General features: G+C 40.5%; 19 protein-coding genes. 14 read left to right on the forward strand and 5 right to left on the reverse strand.

Going from position 1 to position 22,542, the window contains the following annotated elements; translation table 11 throughout:
- Position 1: 1 nt before the first annotated feature.
- The 8 genes from ACZ5AE_RS02945 (at position 2) to ACZ5AE_RS02980 (ending at position 8,970) form a co-directional block, all read left to right on the forward strand.
- Positions 2-1,102 carry a sensor histidine kinase gene (locus tag ACZ5AE_RS02945; protein ID WP_464569297.1) on the forward strand — a complete coding sequence of 367 codons (1,101 nt, stop codon included), beginning with the start codon at positions 2-4 and terminating at the stop codon, positions 1,100-1,102.
- 115 nt (positions 1,103-1,217) lie between these two features.
- Positions 1,218-2,156 carry an ABC transporter ATP-binding protein gene (locus ACZ5AE_RS02950; protein ID WP_464569299.1) on the forward strand — a complete coding sequence of 313 codons (939 nt, stop codon included), beginning with the start codon at positions 1,218-1,220 and terminating at the stop codon, positions 2,154-2,156.
- Positions 2,157-2,168: 12 nt separating this feature from the next.
- Positions 2,169-3,281, forward strand: a complete 1,113-nt coding sequence (locus ACZ5AE_RS02955; RefSeq protein WP_464569301.1) for an ABC transporter permease — start codon at positions 2,169-2,171, stop codon at positions 3,279-3,281.
- A complete protein-coding gene (locus ACZ5AE_RS02960; RefSeq protein WP_464569303.1) occupies positions 3,281-4,426 on the forward strand; it encodes an ABC transporter permease in 1,146 nt (381 codons plus the stop codon). Before ACZ5AE_RS02955 ends, ACZ5AE_RS02960 begins: the two co-directional genes overlap by 1 nt.
- A gap of 179 nt (positions 4,427-4,605) precedes the next feature.
- Complete coding sequence (locus tag ACZ5AE_RS02965) at positions 4,606-5,271, forward strand: LbetaH domain-containing protein (protein WP_464569305.1); 666 nt, start codon at positions 4,606-4,608, stop codon at positions 5,269-5,271.
- A 123-nt stretch (positions 5,272-5,394) separates the two neighbouring features.
- Positions 5,395-6,549, forward strand: coding sequence for a serine hydrolase domain-containing protein (locus ACZ5AE_RS02970; RefSeq protein WP_464569307.1), 1,155 nt, complete (start codon positions 5,395-5,397; stop codon positions 6,547-6,549).
- Positions 6,550-6,951: 402 nt separating this feature from the next.
- Entirely contained in the window at positions 6,952-7,959 is a 1,008-nt protein-coding gene (locus ACZ5AE_RS02975; RefSeq protein ID WP_464569309.1) for a right-handed parallel beta-helix repeat-containing protein, read from the forward strand.
- A 27-nt stretch (positions 7,960-7,986) separates the two neighbouring features.
- The gene (locus tag ACZ5AE_RS02980; protein WP_464569311.1) at positions 7,987-8,970 is read left to right on the forward strand and encodes a right-handed parallel beta-helix repeat-containing protein; all 984 of its coding nucleotides are present in this window, start codon (positions 7,987-7,989) and stop codon (positions 8,968-8,970) included.
- Positions 8,971-9,164: 194 nt separating this feature from the next.
- Here the strand turns inward: ACZ5AE_RS02980 and ACZ5AE_RS02985 are convergent, their stop codons facing one another.
- The 5 genes from ACZ5AE_RS02985 to ACZ5AE_RS03005 form a co-directional block, all read right to left on the reverse strand.
- Complete coding sequence (locus tag ACZ5AE_RS02985) at positions 9,165-9,641, reverse strand: hypothetical protein (protein ID WP_464569313.1); 477 nt, start codon at positions 9,639-9,641, stop codon at positions 9,165-9,167.
- A 772-nt stretch (positions 9,642-10,413) separates the two neighbouring features.
- On the reverse strand, positions 10,414-13,008 hold the full coding sequence (locus ACZ5AE_RS02990; RefSeq protein ID WP_464569315.1) for an ABC transporter permease: 2,595 nt from the start codon (positions 13,006-13,008) through the stop codon (positions 10,414-10,416).
- On the reverse strand, positions 13,008-13,688 hold the full coding sequence (locus tag ACZ5AE_RS02995) for an ABC transporter ATP-binding protein (RefSeq protein ID WP_464569317.1): 681 nt from the start codon (positions 13,686-13,688) through the stop codon (positions 13,008-13,010). Before ACZ5AE_RS02995 ends, ACZ5AE_RS02990 begins: the two co-directional genes overlap by 1 nt.
- Positions 13,689-14,069: 381 nt before the next feature.
- Positions 14,070-15,074 (reverse strand): sensor histidine kinase, encoded by a 1,005-nt coding sequence (locus ACZ5AE_RS03000; RefSeq protein ID WP_464573526.1) that lies wholly within the window; start codon positions 15,072-15,074, stop codon positions 14,070-14,072.
- Position 15,075: 1 nt separating this feature from the next.
- Positions 15,076-15,759 carry a response regulator transcription factor gene (locus ACZ5AE_RS03005; RefSeq protein WP_464569319.1) on the reverse strand — a complete coding sequence of 228 codons (684 nt, stop codon included), beginning with the start codon at positions 15,757-15,759 and terminating at the stop codon, positions 15,076-15,078.
- A 232-nt stretch (positions 15,760-15,991) separates the two neighbouring features.
- Between ACZ5AE_RS03005 and ACZ5AE_RS03010 the strand changes: the two genes are divergently transcribed.
- The 6 genes from ACZ5AE_RS03010 (at position 15,992) to ACZ5AE_RS03035 (ending at position 22,345) form a co-directional block, all read left to right on the forward strand.
- On the forward strand, positions 15,992-16,423 hold the full coding sequence (locus ACZ5AE_RS03010) for a MarR family winged helix-turn-helix transcriptional regulator (protein ID WP_464569321.1): 432 nt from the start codon (positions 15,992-15,994) through the stop codon (positions 16,421-16,423).
- A 1-nt stretch (position 16,424) separates the two neighbouring features.
- Positions 16,425-17,447 (forward strand): hypothetical protein, encoded by a 1,023-nt coding sequence (locus ACZ5AE_RS03015; protein WP_464569323.1) that lies wholly within the window; start codon positions 16,425-16,427, stop codon positions 17,445-17,447.
- Positions 17,448-18,083: 636 nt separating this feature from the next.
- Positions 18,084-18,413 carry a hypothetical protein gene (locus ACZ5AE_RS03020; protein ID WP_464569325.1) on the forward strand — a complete coding sequence of 110 codons (330 nt, stop codon included), beginning with the start codon at positions 18,084-18,086 and terminating at the stop codon, positions 18,411-18,413.
- Positions 18,414-19,325: 912 nt separating this feature from the next.
- Positions 19,326-20,483 carry a trans-sulfuration enzyme family protein gene (locus tag ACZ5AE_RS03025; protein WP_464569327.1) on the forward strand — a complete coding sequence of 386 codons (1,158 nt, stop codon included), beginning with the start codon at positions 19,326-19,328 and terminating at the stop codon, positions 20,481-20,483.
- Between the two features lie 626 nt (positions 20,484-21,109).
- Positions 21,110-21,550 carry a J domain-containing protein gene (locus ACZ5AE_RS03030; RefSeq protein WP_464569329.1) on the forward strand — a complete coding sequence of 147 codons (441 nt, stop codon included), beginning with the start codon at positions 21,110-21,112 and terminating at the stop codon, positions 21,548-21,550.
- A gap of 357 nt (positions 21,551-21,907) precedes the next feature.
- Positions 21,908-22,345, forward strand: coding sequence for a VOC family protein (locus tag ACZ5AE_RS03035; protein ID WP_464569331.1), 438 nt, complete (start codon positions 21,908-21,910; stop codon positions 22,343-22,345).
- The last annotated feature ends 197 nt before the right edge of the window (positions 22,346-22,542 follow it).

Raw genomic sequence — 22,542 nt, forward strand, 5'->3', positions numbered from 1 at the left:
GATGGAGCTATGGATGATTGGGACGAAGCTCGTCCTCTTGCTGTATATGGCCTTCTACTTTGTACGGGCAGAGGGTAGTTCAATCGCCTTGGCGGTTCTTACCTTTCTGCTTTATTTTTGCATCAATATCACTCTGTATATTTTTAAACATACTGCCATCAAAAGGCTGCTTCTCATCGGATCCATCTGTATGACCGTGGCAGCCTATTTCCTGGTACATCCAATCTTCAGCATTCTTCTGCCGCTATCCATTGTGGAGTTGGCCGCAGGCTTTATTGAACAGAAATTCATACGACTGCTTCTCGCCATTCTCCCGATCTTTTATTTACAGGAACCGTTCCAGCTGATTTACGGGCTAGTAGCCATCTTTTGTTTTATGCTTCATTCTGTCACACAAAGCTTCCATCACATGCAGGTGAAGGATGAAGCGCAGATGGATTCGATGAGAAAAGCGATGGGGAAATTAACCAAGCGAGTGAATGAAAATACCGAGTACATTCGGCAGTCGGAATATACCTTCAAGTTAGAGGAGCGAAATCGAATTTCACAGGAGATTCACGATAAAATCGGTCATTCGATGACAGGGGCCCTTTTTCAAATGGAAGCGGCCAAACGGCTGCTGGAAACCGATCCGGGGAAGGCAGCCGAGCTGCTGCAAAACGCCATCCAGATTTCAAAGGAGGGCATCGAAAACATCCGCTTGACCTTGAAAAATATGAAGCCTCCAACAGAGCAAGTCGGCATTCATCGCCTGAAGCTGATGATTGATGACGTCAATGCCAAACAGCCCATCAAAACTGTGCTGACATATGAAGGGAATTTAGACATCATTTCGCCGATTCAGTGGAAAATTATCCATGAAAATGTCATAGAGGCGCTCACAAATGCAATGAAATATTCCCGGGCAACGCTTGTTTCAGTCGATTTGAAAGTGTTAAATAAACTGGTCAGAGTCGAAGTGAAGGATAATGGGGCGGGAACAGACACAATTAAAAAAGGGCTTGGCATCATTGGGATGGAGGAGCGCACCGCAGCGGTGGACGGAAAGGTGATTGTCGACAGCACCAACGGCTTTTCAATCACCACCCTCCTGCCGATATGAAAATCTAACATTCACAATATGAAAATTCTCATGTGAAAAGAATGAACGATTGCACTTATGCAGGTTCATTCTTTTTTTTATACTTGAACTATACAAACGATTTAGGGGTGAAGAGATGAACGTGTTGGAGATAAAGAATGTAACGAAGAAATTCGCAGATTTCATTGCGGTTGATAATATGAGTCTAACAGTTGCCGAGGGTGAAATCTTTGGCTTTCTCGGGGCCAATGGTGCGGGGAAAAGCACCACGATTAATATGATTGCCGGACTGCTGCGCTGTAATGACGGCATCATTAGTATACTTGGAAAAAACGCAGCCAAACACAGCCGCTTTTCAAAAATGAACCTTGGCATGGTTCCCCAGGATTTGGCCATCTATGAGGACATGACGGCCTATGAAAATGTGAAATTCTTTGCCGGCCTATACGGTCTGCGCGGCTCCGAACTGCATGACCTTGTGGTGGAAGCCCTTGAGTTTGTCGGCCTGCAAGATAAACATAAGAGCTATCCCAATAGTTTTTCCGGGGGGATGAAGCGGCGCTTAAATATTGCCTGCGCCATTGCCCACCGTCCGAAGCTGATCATTATGGATGAACCGACAGTCGGCATCGATCCACAGTCCCGCAACTATATTCTGAACTCAGTTAAGAAGCTAAACGAAATGGGCTGTACCATCATTTACACAAGTCACTATATGGAGGAAGTCGAAGAGATTTGTTCGCGGATTGCCATCATCGATCACGGAAAAATCATAGCTGAGGGAACGAAGGAGCAACTGAAATCACTCATAACCAATACAAAGGATTTATGGATTGAGGTTAAATCTTCAGAAAACTTGAACATCCAGGGAATCAAAGAAATTCCTGGCGTCGAAGCTGTTTCAATAGAGGAATATTTCATTAAAATCAACTCGGATACGGGCGTCAATAATTTAAACAAAATCATTGAGCACTTGATCAACAATGGGATTGAAATCCGCGGCCTCCAAGAAAAGGCCCCAAATTTAGAGACTGTGTTTTTAACCTTAACCGGAAGAAACCTAAGGGACCAATAGGGGGGATTCACATTGAACATACTCAATATTGCCTGGAAAGGCATTAAAACAGAGTTCAGGGACATCAAAACCTTGACTTTCTTGTTAGCTTTCCCGATTCTTTTAATGCTCGTCCTTGGAACAGCCCTGTCGAACACGTTTACGACCAGTCTTCCTGTGGATGATCTCCATGTGTTATATAAAGATACAACACAAGACGGGAGCTTTCAGCAGTTTATCACAGCAGCGGAAAAGTCGGGGATGCATTTTAAGAAAGTCACCGATCAAGTAGATGGAAAAAAAGAAGTGAAGCGAAGTACCTTTGATGGGTATATAGAGGTGACTGAAAATGGAGTCCAGCTGTATGTCAATGATGATAATAGTATAAAAGGGAGTATCCTGGAAGGTATGGTCTCCGGGTATGTTGACAAGTATAATATCGCTTCCGAAATCATGAAGACAGCACCTGAAAAGCTGGAAGCAGCCTTTACAGCGGGAGAGCAGAAGGATTTTATTAAAGAAACCTCGCTAAGCCCAAATAAGCAGCCGGGATCGATGGATTATTATGCGATTGTCATCACGACGATGATTGTGCTGTACGGGGCGATACCGGCAAGCTCCCTGATTGTCAGTGAACGCGTGAGAAGGACGGCAGATCGCCTGATTGCTGCACCGGTAAGGAAAAGTGAAATTTTTATCGGAAAAGTGCTGGGGAGTCTCGTAAGCAACAGCTTGTGTGTCATTCTCGTCATCCTGTTTAGCAAGCTATTATTCAAGGCAAACTGGGGTGACCATCTGGGGCTGGTTTTTCTTGTTCTGCTGACAGAAGTGGTGTTTGCCATTAGTTTGGGAATTGGCATCAGCTTCCTAACGAAATCAAGTGCGGCTCCTCAAGTCATCATTATGATCGTGGTGCAGCTATCGTCCTTTTTTGGCGGGGCCTATTTTAAAATAGAAAATCCGGAAGGAATCTTTAAACTGATAACGGAGCTGTCACCGCTTACCTGGATGAATGAAGCGATAACGAAAATCATCTATGCAAATGACTTTGCTGCCGTCATTCCGGCACTCAGCATCAATCTGATTGGCTCGTTTTTATTGTTACTAGTGGCAATCATCTCACTTCAAAGAAGGGAGGGGCTATAATGAGGGATATCCTCTGGATCGTTCAAAACACGTTACGTGTGACATTTCGAAAAAAGAAAAACATCTTGCTATACCTGTTTATGCCGTTAATCGGAATTTTTATTGCGCTGATGGCCTATGGCGGGGATCAAAAAATGATTCTGCATGTCGGCGTTGTCAATCAGGACAAAGCTGAAATGACGGCGGATACGATTCAGTTTTTAGCAGGATTAGAGAATGTGAAGATTACCGAGCTGGAAGTAGGGCAGGTTCAAGAAGAAATAGTTTCCGGCAAGCTAGACAGTGTGATTACCTTTGAAAAGGGGTACTCAGACAGTGTATTGGCGGGGCGGCCAGACCATATTCAGCTCACCTCCATCAAAGGCGCACAAGTGACAGGCTTCGTAAAGTCCTATTTATATCAATATATCGATAATATCTCGACGATCAGCCGAGCTGCAGGTGGAAATCAACAGACTTTTCAGCAGATGTATCAGGATTACCAGCAATCGACCTTTCAACTCTCAACACATTCTTTGGCGGATACATCGAAGAATAGACATATGACGACGCAAACGATTGGTTTCCTGATTATGATTATGCTGCTTTCTGCAAGTAATTTATCCGAGATCATTCTCTTGGAAAAAGAAAAACGCACCTATTTTCGCCTGTTATCGACTCCGATTAACGCAAGAAAATATTTATTGGCAAATGTGTTGGTTAACATGCTGGTGATGATGATTCAGGTTGCTATTACTCTAACCATCATGAAAAGTGTCTTTCATATTGGCCTGAACATCTCTTATTGGGAAGCGGCTGTCGTTATGCTACTGTTCTCACTGATTGCAGTTGGCCTATCACTTGTGTTGATTTCCTTTTCGAAAAGCCGCAGTGCAGCAAGCGCCTTACAGAATTTAATTATCACCCCAACCGTGATGCTATCCGGGTGCTTCTGGCCAGTGGAAGTCATGCCAACAACCTTGCAGAAAATAGCGAACTTCCTGCCGCAGCGCTGGACGCTTGATACGTTAACGAAGCTGCAAGAAGGGCATGTGTTCAGTGAGTTATCTCTGAACCTGCTGATTCTGTTTGCCTTTGCGGCGGCATTTTTCTTAATTGCAGTCTATAGATTCAGCCGCAATAAAACAACAGAGAATTTTGTATAAGGCGAAGTGAGGCATGGAGACGGATCTCGTGCCTCTTTTCAATTTGTCTATTTATTTTTTTCCGTCATCAAACGTATGCATTTATTTTGTAATGAAATAAGTCTGTTGTAAGAATGAAATAAAACTTTCCACGTATAAGTAGTAAGAAGAAATTTTGCTTCCTCAAAGGAGGTTACATTTTGTGGAATCATTCTGGTAGTCAAAATGGCCCTTTCAATATTTATAGTTATTATATAGGATATAATCCGCTCACTTCGGTGAATCCTTATCCGAAATTTCCAATGATTCATAATAAAGCGTTCTTAAGTCCGTTTACTTATATTGTTGGTGATGTAACCATTCAGAGTAATACCTATATCGGTCCATTCGTAAGTATCCGGGCCGATGAAGGAACACCATTTTATATCGGCAGCAATAGCAATTTGCAGGACGGTGTTATTCTCCATGGTCTTAAAAATAGCTATATAGAAAAGGATAATAAAAAATATTCCATTTATATCGGAAATAAGGTTTCATGTGCTCATGGATCATTGATTCATGGTCCTTGTCGGGTGGATGATGATGTCTTTGTCGGCTTTAATACCATTGTTTATAATGCCTTGATAGGGGAAGGGAGTTTTATTTCTTCAGGAGCTGTTGTAACAAATGGAGTGATTTTGGAACCCAATCGGTTTGTTCCCCCGGGCGCTCATATAGATACCCAAGGAAAGGCAGACCGATTATCACCCGTGCCTCAAACAGAGGAGGAGTTTTCCAAAGAAGTACAAAGGGTTAATCAAGAATTCCCAGCGGCTTACTCCTTATTTTTTGGAAAAAATAAATGTTCTTGCGGGCTGGCTTGTTAGTGTAATTTAAGTTCATTTTATGGAGTTATTTGGAAAGAGGCACTGAAATAATGATTCAGATTTTATCAAAATAATACTATAATCAGTAGTAGTGAAAACGCTTCGAAAAAGGAGAGGAAGCAGTTGGAATCGTTACATAGATTAAGCCAGTTATTAAAAAGATTCGTAGAGAACGGTCCTGCAGGCTGTGCTTTGTCGGTCATGCAAAATGGAAAAGTTGTTTTTGAAGATTACGCCGGCTATGCCGATCTGGAAACAAAAAAGCCCATTGCACCTGATACCATTTACCGAATTTATTCAAACACGAAAGTGATTACCTGCGTTGCTGCTATAATGTTATATGAGCGCGGCCTCTTCTTGCTAAATGATCCTCTTGAAGAATATTTGTCAGAATTCAAAAATCTCCAACTCTATCAAACTGGCAAAAATGGTGAGATAACAGTAGTCCCTGCAACGAGGTCTATTACTATTAAAGACTTGTTTAGGATGACATCGGGCCTAACTTACGGAGGAACCTCCCTTGAAACGGAGCGTCAAGTAAGCAGGGTGTTAGAGACAGAAGCCCAAAAGGAGGGATGGAACGTTCGTAAGTTGTCAAAAGCGCTTGCTTCCATTCCGCTCGCATTTGACCCGGGCACCCGATGGCATTACGGAATGAGCCATGATGTTCTTGGGGCATTAATTGAGGTGCTGTCCGGCAAAACCTTTGGTCAATTTTTAAAAGATGAAATCTTTGATCCGCTGGGAATGAAGGATACTTTTTTCAAGATGCCTGAAGAGAAGAAAGACCGTCTTTGCAGCTTATATGACCGCAATGAAGAAGGTGACTTAATAAAAAATACGAGAATGGACGCACGATACCAGCCAGGCACTCAGTTTGAAGGCGGCGGCGGCGGACTGCTGTCGACTCTGGAAGATTATAGCCGCTTCGGACATATGATGGCGAATGGCGGAGAGATGGATGGTGTTCGCATTTTAAGCCGGAAAACTATCGAACTGATGTCGGCCAATCATCTATCGCCAGAACTTCTGAAGTTTTATAACTGGGATCATCTAAGTGGTTATGGATACGGACTTGGTGTTCGGACAATGATTGATCCAGCCGCCGGAGGCAGCAACAGCTCGTTAGGCGAATTTGGCTGGATTGGCATGGCCGGTACATGGCTCTTGGTCGACCCCAAAGAAAATTTATCAGCTGTCTACATGCAGCAAATGTTCCCAAACTTTGAAGCCATTTATCAGCCAAGGCTGCGCAATGTTATTTACGGTACGCTTTAGGGCGCACGAGGAAAGTTCTGGTAAGTTGTAAAATACAAACTAATATCAAGAAAAAGAGCAGGTCACTTCATTGGCCTGCTCATTTACAGTTTATAAAGAAATATTAATATACTATGTTTGAAGTAATTTGGGTATTGGCCCAATTTTTTTATTGCCTTATATTTATTGGGCGGTGACTGGTAGAGCTGCGTTTTGCTGTAAATCAACGTAATGTTGAACTTCGCATTTGGCTGCGGGTCCTGCTGGATACGGGAGAACAATTCAGAAGGTGGTCTTCCTAGCAGGAAAGCCGCTGTTTTGATAAATTGGACGGATCTCATAGGTAACTTGTCCATTTCATAACCCATCAATTTCACATCTTATAGTAACAAGACATGAAAATTTGATGAGAGGTGGAAATACTTGGCTATTATTAATGTGACCCCTGCGACATCCGGCGGAATCAACGGCGCGGTAACCGCAGCACAGTCAGGCGATGTCATACTGGTTGCCGACGGGAATTATCATGAACAGGTAAACATACCCGCTGGCAAGGACTTCATCCGGATTATCGCTGAAAGCCGGGATGCCATTCTGGATGGCCAGAATACATTGTCTACTGCGTTTGAGCTAAATGACGTAACCGGCGTGGAAATCAACGGATTTACCATAAAAAACTATACTGATTTTGGAATTAATGTAATAGGAGACAATGTAACAGGAGGTTCAAACCGCCTTGTTAGGAATAGGATCGAAAATATTCAAGCTCGTTTTGCAACCAGATTCGGAGTTGGGGTGGAGTTTGACACGGATGGAAATTTAGCTTGGAAAAACGACGGCATCCGTTTGGGAGAAACGATGTTTAGTTTCGATAGAAACAGTCAAAGCAACTGGGTGATACAAAACGAATCTCAAAACTCTGGTGATGACGGGATCGATCTATTTGGCCAAAACCACGCGCTCATTGGCAATCATTTTTCGAAAGTTCCTTTTGAAATGATCTTTACACAAATAGTCCAGAACGCACCAATACCAATGAACTCGCTAGTAATGGATAACAAATTTTTTAATAGCGGTGATGGATTGTTATTCGAAGGACCCAACAATGTTGTGATCAATAATCACATTTTCGACATATTCAGCCATGGAATACTTTTAGTAGGTAGAGTACTTGGTATACCCAGCGCGAACAACAACTTCATCGCGGACAATCTGGTCGAAAGAAACGCACAAAGCGGTATCGTATTCCAATCTGACTTCAATATTATTGAGGGAAATACGATTCGGAAAAACGAATTCGACGGGATTAAGATTCCGACGGACGGAAACGACAATCTAATCTTGCGAAACCGGCTTGAGGATAACATTCCTCGAAATATTGTCGATTACGGGACAGACAATAATTTTGTGCAAAATGAGGAATCATCATGAGTTCATTGGATCAAGAGGTGAAAAAATTTGGCGATTATTAATGTTAATCAAGCTACCCCTGGGGGCATAAGCGGCGCTGTTAACGCACCAACCACGCAGCCAGGCGATGTGATTCTGGTCAAAAACGGTGTCTATCGGGAGTCTGTTACCGTTCCATCTACCAAAAGCAATATTCGTATAATCGCTGCAGGTAAAAATGCCGTTCTGAAGGGAAACAATGGATTTTCCAACGCGTTTACGCTGGACAACGTGACTGGTGTAGAAATTAATGGATTTACCATCAGGGACTATACCAATATCGGCATACAGGTTAACGGCAATGGGTTTAATCGACTTGTTGGCAACAAGCTTCTGGAGATTGGGAATGACGGTATTCAGCTGAGCTCCAACGGTAATCTGGTCTACAAAAATGATGTTAGTCGCTTGAATGGTGATGGTATAGTAATAAACGGCAGCAATAACTGGATTATAAAGAACGAGATTTGCCACAACAAAGGTAACGGTATTCTCAACCCGGCCGGAAACAACAACACCTTTGCCCAAAACTATTTTGAGAGAAATGGCGGAAACGGTATACTTGTAAACGGGAATAATACGCTGATTGTGCAGAACCACTTGTATCAAAACATGCTTCATGGAATCTTTGCAGCAGGAGTTTCCAGTACCAACACAGTAATCGTTGATAATTCAATCAGCGAAAACCGCAGAGATGGGGTCTTGATTGAAAGCGACAACGCGTTTGTCGGCAATAATTCCATTTTGAAAAATCGACAGAGCGGGGTTGAATTGAACAGCAATTTTTCAATTATTGAAAGAAACGAAATCGAAAACAATAAAGACTTCGGCATAAAGATCAACAGTGGAGCCAATAAGAACATGATCTTTAGAAACCAGCTGTGCGACAATGATCCAAGTAATATCAAAAACAACGGATCAAACAATAACTTCGTCAACAATTCCGAATGTAAAGACCACAGCAATGACGAACGCAGCGATGAGAGTAGTGACTAATATTAAAAAAGTATGGTTTTGACCGTTCCTTATTTTTTGAAGCGGTTTTAAAATTACCACTTGTAGAAATATTATATCTTGAATAATACCTCTTGCCTCATTCAATCCCGTTACTTCAAAAGACCGCCCCAGCGGTCTCCCTTTTTTCATTGCATCCGACAGTGCAAGAAAATGTTACTTTGTTCTTTACTTTATTATTTTTTAAAATAAAATAACTTACGACTGTTAGTGAGTTCTATTATATATTGGAAGCCATATAAAATCAGAGCCCTTAAAAAATTTATTGCTAAGTATTTAATTTTTGACAAGTCTTCTATGGAAAATATTTTAAAGTGTTTAACAAATTTTAGTCCGCCGAAGATAAAGACCGCGTGAAGAACCGTATTTGTAATCATGTATAACGGAAATCTGCCAAAAGTCATTTTTAAAATCCATAAGCTAGTGACTAGGTAAGGACCTAAATTCATAAAATTCATACTATTGAAAGGTCCGATCCCTTTATAAAATTTCCACCAATTTTTCTTTTCACCATAGAAATCGAGAGCTTTAGTGAATGTACACATAAATATCGCAGTAGGCAGAAATCGCTTAAATGCCTTCCCGCCTAAAAAAGGTACCGTTAACCAAGGCAAAACCAATAAAGAAAGTAAAAGCAATTTTTGATTTTTCATTAACATCACCCAAAGGTTAATTTGTTTTATAAGATATTTGTTTATTCTTAAACAAGCATTCCATCTTTATACAACCCCTTTATTTTTTACAATTAGTTATTCTTTGTGAATCTGAGTTGCTGCAATAACGGAATAATCCTCCTCTATCCAATCATTTGGTGTTATTTTCCCCTAAAGAAAAGCCAAACTCTCTCCCGTTAACCGGAACCAAAAGACTTACTTTTGTTAACCCAGCAAAAAACTACGGCTACTGAACGTTCCACTACTCAATTCTTATGTTGCCTCAATTTCTAAGAATTAACATTTGAATTAAAAACGTTTTCCCTGATATGTTTAATAACGGTTTCCAAACAGAAAGCAGGGGGCATTTTTTTTGTTGGCAATAGGAAGCAAAGTAATCTTCGATTCGAAAATTTATGTAATTCATTGGATATACGATAGCGGGTACTGCGAAATTAAAAACGATGACCATATTAAATTAGTTAAACTTACAGACCTTACACCACTAGAATAAGCATCGATCAGATTTTCTGATTTGGGAACCATTAAGCACTCATAATACGAGTGCTTTTTTATTTCCAAGAAAAGTCTATGTGGTAATAAAAAAAGGGCAGTTCATTGCCTCAAAAAGTGCTAGAATCGCCGACTCATTACTATTTATCTCAGGCCGATTTCAAAATCCAAATTACCAATTTAAATAATCGATTACATTCATATCTTTCCCAATATTTAAAAGAAACACGCGATTAGCATCGCTAACCGCGTGTTTCCTTTAAATATTCTCCTGTTTCAAGCCATCAATAATGTTCTCTTTTCTTATTTTGGAAATCGAATACAGCATGGCGGCCCCGACAATCAAGAATATCATGACGATCACGAACAGGATGCTCATCCATGGCAGACTAAACCCATATTCAAAGGTGTTGCCAAGGGAGCGATGAATTCCAAACATGACAAGCACACTAAGGGGGAGTCCGTAGGACAAAGCCTTCACCCCATAAAAGATACTCTCGTAATTGATCATTTTATTAAAACCTTTCGGAGTCATGCCAACGGAACGCAGCATCGCAAATTCACGTTTCCGAAGCGAAATGCTGGTTGAAATGGTATTGAAAATATTGGCGATCGATATTAAGGAAATCAGCGTGATAAACCCATAGGTAAACACCGACAGAAGCATAATCATCTGTTCATCTTGCTGGCGCCGTTGATACACATTGTAAACATGGATGCTTGAATCGTCCATGTCTTCAATTGCTGTTTGCGTAGCCATTGGGTCAGAGCTATTTAAATATACATAGGGATTCACTAGATCAGGATCGATACCTAATTGTTCCATGGTTGTTTCAGGAACGATCAGATTAACCCCTCCTAGTGAAGTCGTATGAACCCCCATTGGAACTTGGTCGGTAAGGGCACCAATTGTAACACTGCCCACAAACTCCCGTTTTGGCTTTTCTTCTTCTTCTTCATAATTCCCATCCGCCATGGCCAATAAGTCAATCTTACTCCACTCTTTTGACTGGATCGCTTTTGTTTCGATAAATTTTCCGGTTTCAGGATCCTGATAGGAAATTTGGTTAATCACAATTGCAGTTGGCGTGTCTTGTTGAATGAAGTCTGCAGCCTTCACACCAATACTTTCAGCATATTCATTGAAACTTTCTTGATCTAAACTATTTATGACAACATAGTAAGGGAACTTCCCATCCTCAAGAGCTGCCTTGTTCTCTTGAATTTGCTTTTTCAATAGTGATGGAAGGTCTTTCGTTTCAATGAGTGCCTCAATCTGCGCTTCCTCCATGATGGTGGATTTCGTTACGTAATCGAGCTTCGTAAACTGAGCTAACTCTTCCTTCTCTAATTCGCTGCTTGTAATTTGAATATCGTACTGAACCTCTTCCTGCGACATCTCCACCGATTTTTTCAGGTTGTCGGTAAAATAACTAACCGATAAAAATAGGACAATACTAATCACTAACGAGAAGACGGTAGCCAAGTATCGCTTTTTATTTCGTTTGACGTTTTTCAACCCAATTTCGGCTTCCAGCCCGAAGATTTTTCGGACAAGCTTGGAGGTTTTCACCGTTTTCCCTGACAGTTTAATATCCTGAGTTTGGCGGATTGCGTCAATCGCTGAAATCTTGGAGGCTTTCTGCGCTGGGATATAGGTCGAAATAAAGATCGTCAGAATTGAAATGCCACAGGCAATCAGGATCGAAGCCGGTGTGACCACTAATTCCAGCTTCTCAGAAACATTGAGTGCATCCTGGATAAACGTATTGATAAACACAAAAGTGAGGCCAATCCCGCCGAGTCCGGCAAGGATGCCAATCGGGATGCTGATGGCTCCAATCACCGCTCCTTCAAAAAAGACCGAATTGCGTTTTTGTTTTTTCGTGGCACCAACACTCGAAAGCATGCCTAAATGTCTGGCCCGCTCGGAAACACTAATTCCGAACGCATTGTATATCAAGGCTACAGAGCCAATAATAATCACGCCCATAATGATGCCGGAAAGTGAAAACAGTGTCATCCGCAGAGCATCATTAGCCGTGACTCCATAGTAGCGGAGCAACTCGCTGTTAAAATTCACCTTTTTGATTCCATGCTTTTTGGCCAAAGCTTTTGCATGGTCGAAAAGGGACCCTTTTACTTTCGTTAACACGACATACGCATCAACAGACTCATTTTTACTAATGGCCGTTTCATCCACATAGCCAATAACCGTGTACCCTGGTGACCAAGCCGGTTCCCAGGACGGAGTCTCAATCGTCCCAACAATGGTTAATTCTTTGGTTTGGGTGAATTTCAGTTCCTCGAATAGCTTGTCACCATCGCGCTGCAGGGAGTCATTTTGGGCTAGAATGGTTCCTTCGATTGAATGGAATCGCTCCCCAATGTCTACCGTGAGTTTGTCTCCGATTTTATAATCGACTTTTGCATTGCTTCTTACCGCCTCAGAAATGGTAATCTCACGTTCATTTTGAGGGAGTCTGCCTGAGCTGACCTTGATCGGGAATTGTTTCAATCCACCCTTATCATAGTTTTGAAAAAATAAATACGGTTTATAGTTATTGTGTGATTCTTCTAGGGCAGCATAGCCAGTGCTGGAAAGAGCAATGGTTTTGGTCTCACTGTCTTTTTTTATTGCTTCTAGCTGGTCTAACGTGACATCCTTATATTGAACATGCCACTCGCCATTATCGGCAATTTCCTGACGAACCAACAAGTCTAAAAAAGAATATCCAAGTGTCGCTACTGCGGTGATCATCGCCACCGAAATGATCACGCCGATGATCGTTACGAGGGAGCGGCGTTTGTTTTCCTTCAAATGCCTAATGGTCACTTTATTGATAATATTCATTACCGGGTCACCTCATCCTTGGCGACCTTGCCATCCTCAATGGAAATAATCCGGTCAGCTTGAAGGGCAATCCGCTCATCATGGGTGATCACAATCAACGTTTGATTGTAGGTTTTGTTGAACATTTTGAGCAATTCCATGATTTCCTCACTATTTTTACTATCGAGATTCCCCGTCGGCTCGTCGGCAAGCATGATGGCGGGATTGCTGATGAGCGCTCGTCCAATCGAGACCCGCTGCTGCTGGCCGCCTGAAAGCTGGTTGGGCAAGTGGGAGAGCCGTTCGTTCAAACCTAAAATGCTAACAATCTTGTTAAACTGGTTAGAGTCCACTTTTTGCTCATCCAGCAGCATGGGCAGCGTCATATTTTCCTCTACGGTCAGGATCGGAATTAAATTATAAAATTGATAGATCAAGCCAATCTGCCGGCGTCTGAAAATCGCGAGCTGTGTTTCATTCAGGTCATAAATGTCGGTTCCATCAATGAGCACCTTCCCGCTGCTTGGGCGGTCCACGCCGCCAAGCAAATGGAGCAGCGTCGATTTTCCCGAGCCAGACGGGCCGATAATGCAAACAAACTCGCCTTTTTTTACGGAAAAGGACACATCATCGAGTGCTTTAACGGCCGTTTCGCCTTTGCCATACACCTTTGAAAGATTTTTAACTTCTACTATATTCATGAAAAAACCCCCATACGTTCATTGTCTGAGGTTAGTATACCGGGTCAGTATGACTTTAAAGTGACTCTTAAGTGACAATTTATTCACTTTGGGATAACCAGCTAAATAAGCGGAGTTTTTCCGGTTAAATATAAAATGAAGCCCGTTTTGGGGAATATAAGCGGAAGTTTTCCGCTTATGAAAAGGAAAATCTCCTTTTTTCCATTTTTTTGAGTCAATAAGCGGAAATCTCCGTCTATTTATGCCCTATTTACCGAGATTTTCTAAATAAGCGGAAATTCTCCGTCTATTTATCAACTAGGGCGCATAACCTGGCCCCGTCAAAGAAAAAGACGCATGCCAATTCATACGTCCATCATGGAGTCTTTTAAAAAGACCCTATTAGATCACCTGCTTGTAAAACTTAATTTGAAACGTCGTCCCAACGTCCTTATTACTCTTTACGATAATATCACCTTGCTGGCTGGTCACGATACTGTACGCCATTGCAAGACCAATCCCGACACTGTCGTCACTCGCATTTTTTCCTTTGTAAAACCGTTTGAAAATGTAAGGGAGATCTTCCTTAGCAATTCCTTTCCCATTGTCGGAAATCGTAAGCTCTGTGAAAAGCGCATTTTCCGAAAAAGAAATGGAGATATCGCCGCCTTCGGAAGTGTGCTCGATACAGTTTTTAATGATATTAATAAGCGCCTCCGTAGTCCAGTTGAAATCACCAATAAAGCTTGCCTGTTCATCACCCGTGACGGATAAAGTCTGCATTTTTATCTCCATTGGAATCAATAATGGCTCGACTGCTTTTTGAATGAGTGGAGCAACAAAGACCTTTTCTTTTTTAAATGAGATTGTTCCCGCATCGATTTTCGAAAGCTTTAATAAGGAAGAAACAAGCCATTCCATGCGCTCCAGTTGGACTTGGAGATTCCGGGTGAATTCTGCCCGCTTGGCATCATCCAACCGTTTATCACGTAACAAGTCACCCATGACCATCATCGAAGTGAGGGGGGTTTTTAATTGGTGGGAGATGTCGGAAATTGCATTGGTCAATTTCACTTTATCCTCCTGTAAAACCGCCCCCTGCTCAGATAGCATGGTGGTCACTTTATATATTTGACTCTTTAATATGCTCAACTCACCCTCATAGTTATCACGGACGTCCAACTGAAAGTGGCCATTGCTGATTTGCTGCAGATATCCAGAAAGTTTATCGATTTCCCGGTAACGCCATTTGGTAAAAATCAGTGTACAGCTAATCAGTAAAATGGATACGACAAGAACAAACAGGGCCGCGGGCATGGAAATAAAAATGGCCGCTAAACCAAAGCCTATCGCACTAATCAACAGAAGAATGCCTAGGAGGATTTGAACCTCTTGATTGCGAAGCAACTCACTCACCGACCTTATAGCCCATGCCTCTTACTGTCTTAATCAGCATTGGGTTTTGCGGATCGTCTTCTAACTTCTCTCGCAATCTCTTAATATAGACGGTCAGGGTGTTGTCATTAACAAAATCACCAGCGACATCCCAAATGCGGTCGAGCAGCTGGGCTCTAGTGAGAACCTGTCCAATGTGATTCGCGAAAATAAGGAAAAGCCGATATTCTAATGCCGTCAACAGAATTTCTTTTCCCTGTTTATATACTTTTCCTTCAAGGGTGTTAATTTGAATATCTTCGATGTCAATCGTGTTTTTCTGCTGGGGTTGACGATGGTAACGGCGGAGGACCGTCTTCATTCTCGAAACAAGTTCACGGATTCGGAACGGCTTGGTAATATAATCATCCGCTCCCATATCAAGACCCATGACCACGTTCACTTCATCATCATAGGCGGTTAAAAAGATGACCGGGATATCCCGCCGTTTCTTCACGAGCTCACATAAGTCATAACCGTTCCCATCCGGCAGATTTAGGTCAAATAAGCATAAATCGATTTCATCGAGGTGGTTCTGAATGATCTCTGCTGCGGAAGCGGCATTAGGACAAAGCATGGTTTCAAAGTCCTCTTGTTTTAAGGAAAACTCTAGTCCGGAAGCAATGGTGCGATCATCCTCGACCAATAAAATTTTCATAGTGTTCATCCTAACGTTATGGTTATTCTTTAATCTTATTGGAAGAGCGGGCTGTCGTCAAAAAAGCCGCATGTTCCGAGAGGCAGAAATTGATGTTATGTGAACCTATTTACGCAAATCTCCTTTTTATATTTTGGTAAATGAATATTTACCAAAATGCGAAATATTTATTGATTTTTGACTAAAATAGTAATAATATAATTACTGTTATGTCGAAAAGAGGTCATCGTTAATGAATGATATAATCGCAAAAGAATACATCGCGTTAATTCCTAATTTATTTCACAGCTTTAAGGAGTTAAACAAAAATGCCTCAGAATTAACTCATATTCAGAATCATGTAATCGAGTTTCTATATATGCAACAAAGGGCAGTAAATATCAAAGATATCAGCAATGGGCTAAGTATTGCCAAGCAGCAGCTAACCAATGTGATAAGTGATTTGGAAGCAGGCGGGTATTTGATTAAAGTACCAGACCCTAAAGATAAACGCGCGGTGCAGGTCTTGATTACATCAAAAGGAAAAGAAATCCAAGATAAAAAATGGACTGAAATCTATCAAGCATTCACCAATAACCTATCGAAGTTAACAGACGAAGAGAAGAGAGATTTAGCTTTTTCTCTACATAAAGTAAATATTCTCTTAAAGAAGATGGAGGAATAATATGAACCAGAGTGAACGAAATAGATTGTCTGGATTAACTTTTGGAATTTATCCATTAAGTGTGGCAGGAACTCCTTTTGGTTTGGCTCAGGGACCAGAGGACAATTATGAAAAAATTCAAACTGCGATAAGTGACCTTAAAGGGGGAGCAAAAAAACTTAATTCAAGGAACTATCTAATCTATACAAAGAAATGGGAAGCAAAAATGCTCGCTCGTGCTGAGGAGTATTTGGCAGCTGGGTTATTAGAGGACTTGACCGTGGGTGTCGGTGATTGGACGGATGAGCAGGAAACAGAGATCGAAATACGTCATTGGCTCGATTTTATTAAAACCATCATAAACAAATATGGCTCCCGTTTGGCCTCTCTGCAAATCACAAACGAACCTAATCTGTCCTTTATGGAAGGCTCAAAACCATATATCATGCAAGCCCTGGTGGAAGGAGTCATTACGGCAAAACAAGAAGCTAAGAGACTTAATCTGCCGTTAAAGATTGGGTTTGGATCGGTGCCGGAAAGTCAAGCGGCGGTTCCCCATTTTTGGGAGAACCTTGCGAAGGCAGGGGGAGAATCATTTATAAACTCCGTTGATTTTGTTGGTCATAATTTTTATGTGGATGTATTCGAAGAACAGCCTCTCGATTTAAAAGACATACCAGCTTCAGTGGAACGGATACTTCGTGACCTTAGAGAAATACATCTAAGTACTGCTGGAATCCCTGCTTCAGTTCCTATTCGAGTGACAGAGAATGGCTGGCCCACCGGGAAGAATCCACTAACAAATAGAGAGAGAACATATGAGCATCAAGCGAATGCGTTGGAAATCCTTATCCAAACTATTTATGATTTGCGTACGGAATTGAATATTACCCACTATGAGCTCTTTGGACTCCGAGATGCAGATAGTACGAAAGAGGATTTATTCCATCAATATGGTATTATGCGGGATGATTACTCTCCCAAACCGGCTTATTATACATTTAAAAAAATGATACAAGAACTTGGTAATGAAAAGAGTAGCTGATGTAGAAAAACATGTGAGTAGGGGACTTGCCAGCACGGTATGTGTTGCTAAAAATAGAAAATTATTATACACATTAATCTATAAATACTTTTAAAATAAACAGCTCAAGTCGAATTCATGACTTGGGCTGTTTGTACCATTTTGGTAAATAAAGGGTAAAAACCTTTTCGTTAATTTTCCGGGGCGCTGCCTCTGTTCAGGTACTAATGGTTAACGAAAGAAAGTGTTCACATAATTGTAGAAAAGCTTTAGAAAAGACTTATTTTATTTGAAATGTAATGTGATATTATTTTTTTAGTAGGAATTCAGCAAGATGGAAACGAGGCAATATAAATAATTATTTTTTAAAATTATCTTGTTTCTGTCCTTCATCATTTTCTCCATCAATACCCCGGTATGATAAATCCATAAGAATATAACAGCTAATGAATTAGTCATATGTTTCCGAACGTCCTCTTTATTGAATCTTCACATTTTTCTATTGTATCATCCTTTTCCAATCATAATTTTTCAAGAAAAGTACCTGAATATATAAACAACGTGAAAGGAGTGATGAGGCATGTAGCCTATTTTATCAACTTCCTAAGGTAGAGTAATCATTTCTGGTTTACAAATTTTTTTGAAGGAGGATTATAAATGGGTCACGATATTTCAGGATACAATAAAGCAGGAGAAGAAATTGCTTATGCACGGTTTAGCATGGGGAATTATAATGCCATCTTACTCTACAGTTTTCTTGATGCAAATGATTATAATGCAGGAGTCAGTGGATCAGGCGACTGTTCTACATACTCAATACAGCAAATTGAAATGGCTTTGAATTCTTACCATCAATTATTTGATAATAGCAATTCTCGGCCAGAAAGTGATTTTGTAACTTGGGATAAAAAACAAATCCAGGATTTTATACTTAACTGTTTAGCAACAGCGAAAAAAGAAGGGAGTGTAAGAGTGTGTTTTAGCTAATTTTATAGACTGTTGTTTAATTACTCCATTTGCTTCCTATCTTTATTGCTATTCAAAGTAGCCATTACTATATTGATTAACAATTTGCCTTGCTTCCCAGCCAATCTTATATATTTAATTTCCCTCATAAAATACCTGCGAGTCTTGGACATTTATTGCTTATTAACAACACCACACCTTTGTACTCAAAAAAATATCTCTATCGACATGCGGTATAACATTCGATGGCATTAAAAGTAGCACAATAACGGTTACATATAATGCATGTAAAGAAACACTTCCAATCTCAGACAAGATATTTCCTCTTGTCAGATAGTGGAGGGGGTAATCATCTATATTTTGATTGTAGAATGAATAAAACAAAACAAGATACAAATCTGCAGTATTATGAATATGTTGTTAAGGCCGATTTCTAATTCGATATCGGCCATTTTCTTTTTCGCAAAGGCTCTTTTCTCATATATTGTTGCTTTTAACTATATTGAAAACACCGAGTGGATTGGAGCGAAAGGCGCTTGACTCCTGCGGGAAATAGAGGAAAGGTCGAGACCCCGCAGACGGAACGTCGAGGAGGCTCGACTTCCTCCCCGCGGAAAGCAAGCGCCTGTAGCGGAAAGGAACGGATAGTGTTATTCCCAAAAACAACAAACTTTACGAAAAGAGCCTTCGCAAAAGAAAAAGCATAAATTTCTCTCCATCTTTGGAAAAATATTATCGATATGCCAAAGTCGATGTTTGATCATACTTATGTTTTGCAGTACACCTTAACAATAATGAAAATAAATCCGATTTTTAAAAATGTTGAATTAACAAGGTCTACAGAGTGGGCATAACTTTTGCATACACTGCTTATAGGAAAAAAATAAATTTAGCAGCGTTTCAGATTAACTAAAATTAGGAGGCTTCATACTCATGAACTATTCATCAAAACTGGTAAAAGTAAATAAAGATCCAGGGCATGGCTCGCACATCCCCCCTGTTTATTTGACCTCAACTTTTGTTTTTGATACTGCAGAAATAGGAGCACAACGGTTTGCAGGAGAAGATCCAGGATTTATGTATTCACGCTTGGGTAATCCAAATGTAAGAGAACTAGAAGAGAAGGTAGCGGAATTGGAATTTGGTGAAGGTTGTTTAGCTTTCTCTTCCGGAATGGCTGCCATAACGGGCTGCCTTTTTGGTTTACTGCAGGCTGGAGACCATGTTGTGGCACACACAGCGTTGTACGGGGCGACACACGCATTCCTATCCAAAACGGTGAAAAAGTTTGGAATTGATGTAACTTTTGTACCGTTTAAGACAGGGGAAGAGCTTGAACCGCACATTACAGATAGAACAAAAGTGGTCTACTTTGAAACCCCTTCTAATCCTACGCTTTCCTTAGTGGATATGAAGAGTGTAGCGGCAGTCGCTAAGCAAAAGGGGATCTTGACTGTTGTTGATAATACCTTTTTGTCCCCCTATTTACAAAATCCTATTCTTTGTGGCATTGATATTGTCGTCCACAGTGCAACTAAATACCTGTCGGGTCATGGATACCTTATTGGCGGACTTGTGATTTCCAGCAAGGAAATTATTGAACCGATGCGAAAAGAAGTGCAGAAGACGATGGGAGCCAACTTGTCCCCTATGGATGCCTGGCTTCTCTATCAAGGAATACGTACATTGCACATTCGCATGGATCGCTCACAAGAAAATGCACAAATTTTGGCGGAACGTTTGGAAAAACATAAGGCTATAGAGAAGGTTTACTTTCCAGGATTGGCCAGTTTTGAAGATAAAAATATCATGAAAAAACAAATGAAAGGTCCTGGGGCGATGATATCTTTTGTCTTGAAGGATGGATACGAGGCTGGTGTTAAACTGATGAATTCAGTAAAACTGTGCACTTTAGCCGTTTCCCTGGGGGATGTAGGTACCTTAATTCAACATCCAGCTTCGATGACACATGCGATTATCCCTAAGGAAGAAAGAGAATCAGCAGGGATCGATGATGGACTCGTTCGATTTTCGGTTGGAATTGAAGAAGTAGAAGATATATGGAAGGATCTCGAAATGGCTTTACAATAACGGGAACTGGACAGCTGGCAGTAATACACCGGCTTTCACTATCCTTGTTTATGAAACGCAATTAAGGGAATTTCGGCTAATTTATTATCCAATACAGGAAGTGTCGGTCACTACCCTAATTTGTTGATTTAGTTCAACATTTTCGGGTGGGGGGACTGGCACTTTTTTTTAGCTCTGATTCTAGAAAATTTCACATTCAGAAATCCATTAATTGCTGCAGCATTCTCATTCTCATTTATCATCATGCTAATGATGGACGATTCTCGGCCTCTTTTTTATTTCTCTTTATTTCCACCACCAAAATTCAGCAATTTTTTTCCCCAACAAGCAGCCAATATCACAATCCACCAATGTTTTAAACAGATTTAATCAGACGTTTGTGTAAAAGACAATGTTTTTAGCTTCCAAAGGGTGTAAAGCTTATTTGCGATGACTTTTTACTGCTTTTACACAATTGTTTGTTTAGAAATTATGTAGAATTACGTCAGAATTTGAAAGTCTTATTTGGTATCTGCTAAGAGGAGACAGCACTCTTAAGTCGTATTTAATAAAGTAAGTTTGCCTGGCATGGCGTGGGCTAGGGAAGATGAATATTTTATAAACAACCAGAATACTATTTTGGAAGGATGAAAAACGGGGAAGCAAGAGCATTTTTAAGCAGGAGAGGGTGGAATTACATGCTATCTTATGAAAATTACTATCGTATTTTAGATGTGCCCTATGATGCAACCTGTAGTGAAATTAAAGAAGCCTTTCGAAAAAAAGTAAAAGAAGTGCACCCAGATAAGCAAAAAGGGAATGCTGAACAATTTAAACGAGTTAAAGAAGCATATGAAATTCTACATAATGCTGAAAAAAGAAAGCGATATGATGACCTCCTTTTCAAAAAAGTTTATAACGTGACACATAATCTAAAACGGAAAGCTCCTCCTAAAACGAATCCTTCTATAAATATACTAAGCATATCGAAGAGTCAAAGACAGGGTACCCTTTCATCTGTATTCATAAGTGGTGCTCTAATTATAATTGGAGTACTAGGAAACACGTATTTTAATAAGAAGAAATAGGGAAAAGTTGGCGATTAAATATAGGATAAATGAAATGGTTGATTGGAAACGAGACAGGAGGAGTTTCGCAAATAAACGTACAGTTTAGGCAAATAAAAAACAATTTGCGTGCACCGTATTTATAGAAATAATTGATGATAATATTAAAAGGGATTTGCTTAAAATCAGGTGAATCCCCTCATTTGTTACACCAATCTTGTGAAGCCTCAAACCAATTATTGAAGCCGTTTATATGTCACAGAAAAGCCTTTGAAAGATTATTTTTTGCCAACTTATGAAATTATATGATTAATGGAATTACTAAACAAAATGGAAAGGTTAATATTTAATCCTTACATATCATAGGAGGTATGAGATATGAAGATCAATAGAATAGATCATGTGAGTATAAACGTAAATGATCTTTCAGAGGCTAAAGCGTTTTTTGTTGATTTAGGACTTGAGGTGCAAGCAGAATGGGAATTGGATGGAGAACAGTTGGACAGATTAGTTGGGCTTCATGATGTTAAAACGGCATGTGTAGGATTGGGGATGCCAGATGGTCAGGTATGGATAGAGCTAGTCAAATTTTGGTCGCCGTCAGATGAAAAAGATGTTCAGCAACCTTTTGCAAATACACTGGGTATCCGACATATTTGCTTTGCTGTAGAAGATATTGAAGCTATTGTTGCAAAATTGAAAAAGAAGGGCACGGAAGTCTTTAGTGAGATCGAGCAATATGAAGAAAGTTATAAGTTATGCTACGTTCGTGGTCCTGAGGGAATTATTTTAGAGTTGGCGGAGAAAATCAAATAAACGGACGATATGCTTACATATATATAGAAACACTTTCGCTGAGCTAAACACATTAGAATGTCCGGCTGTCTTTTTTAGGGGTAATTGTTCGTTCTCCTTATTGGACAAACGGGGCAGATAGCTGAAGAAGGAATTTTGAATTTGATCGAGAACCATTAATCTATAAAACATATTCTGAAGTGGTTTTTCCAAAAACA

It is taken from the genome of Neobacillus sp. S1227 (assembly GCF_055385255.1).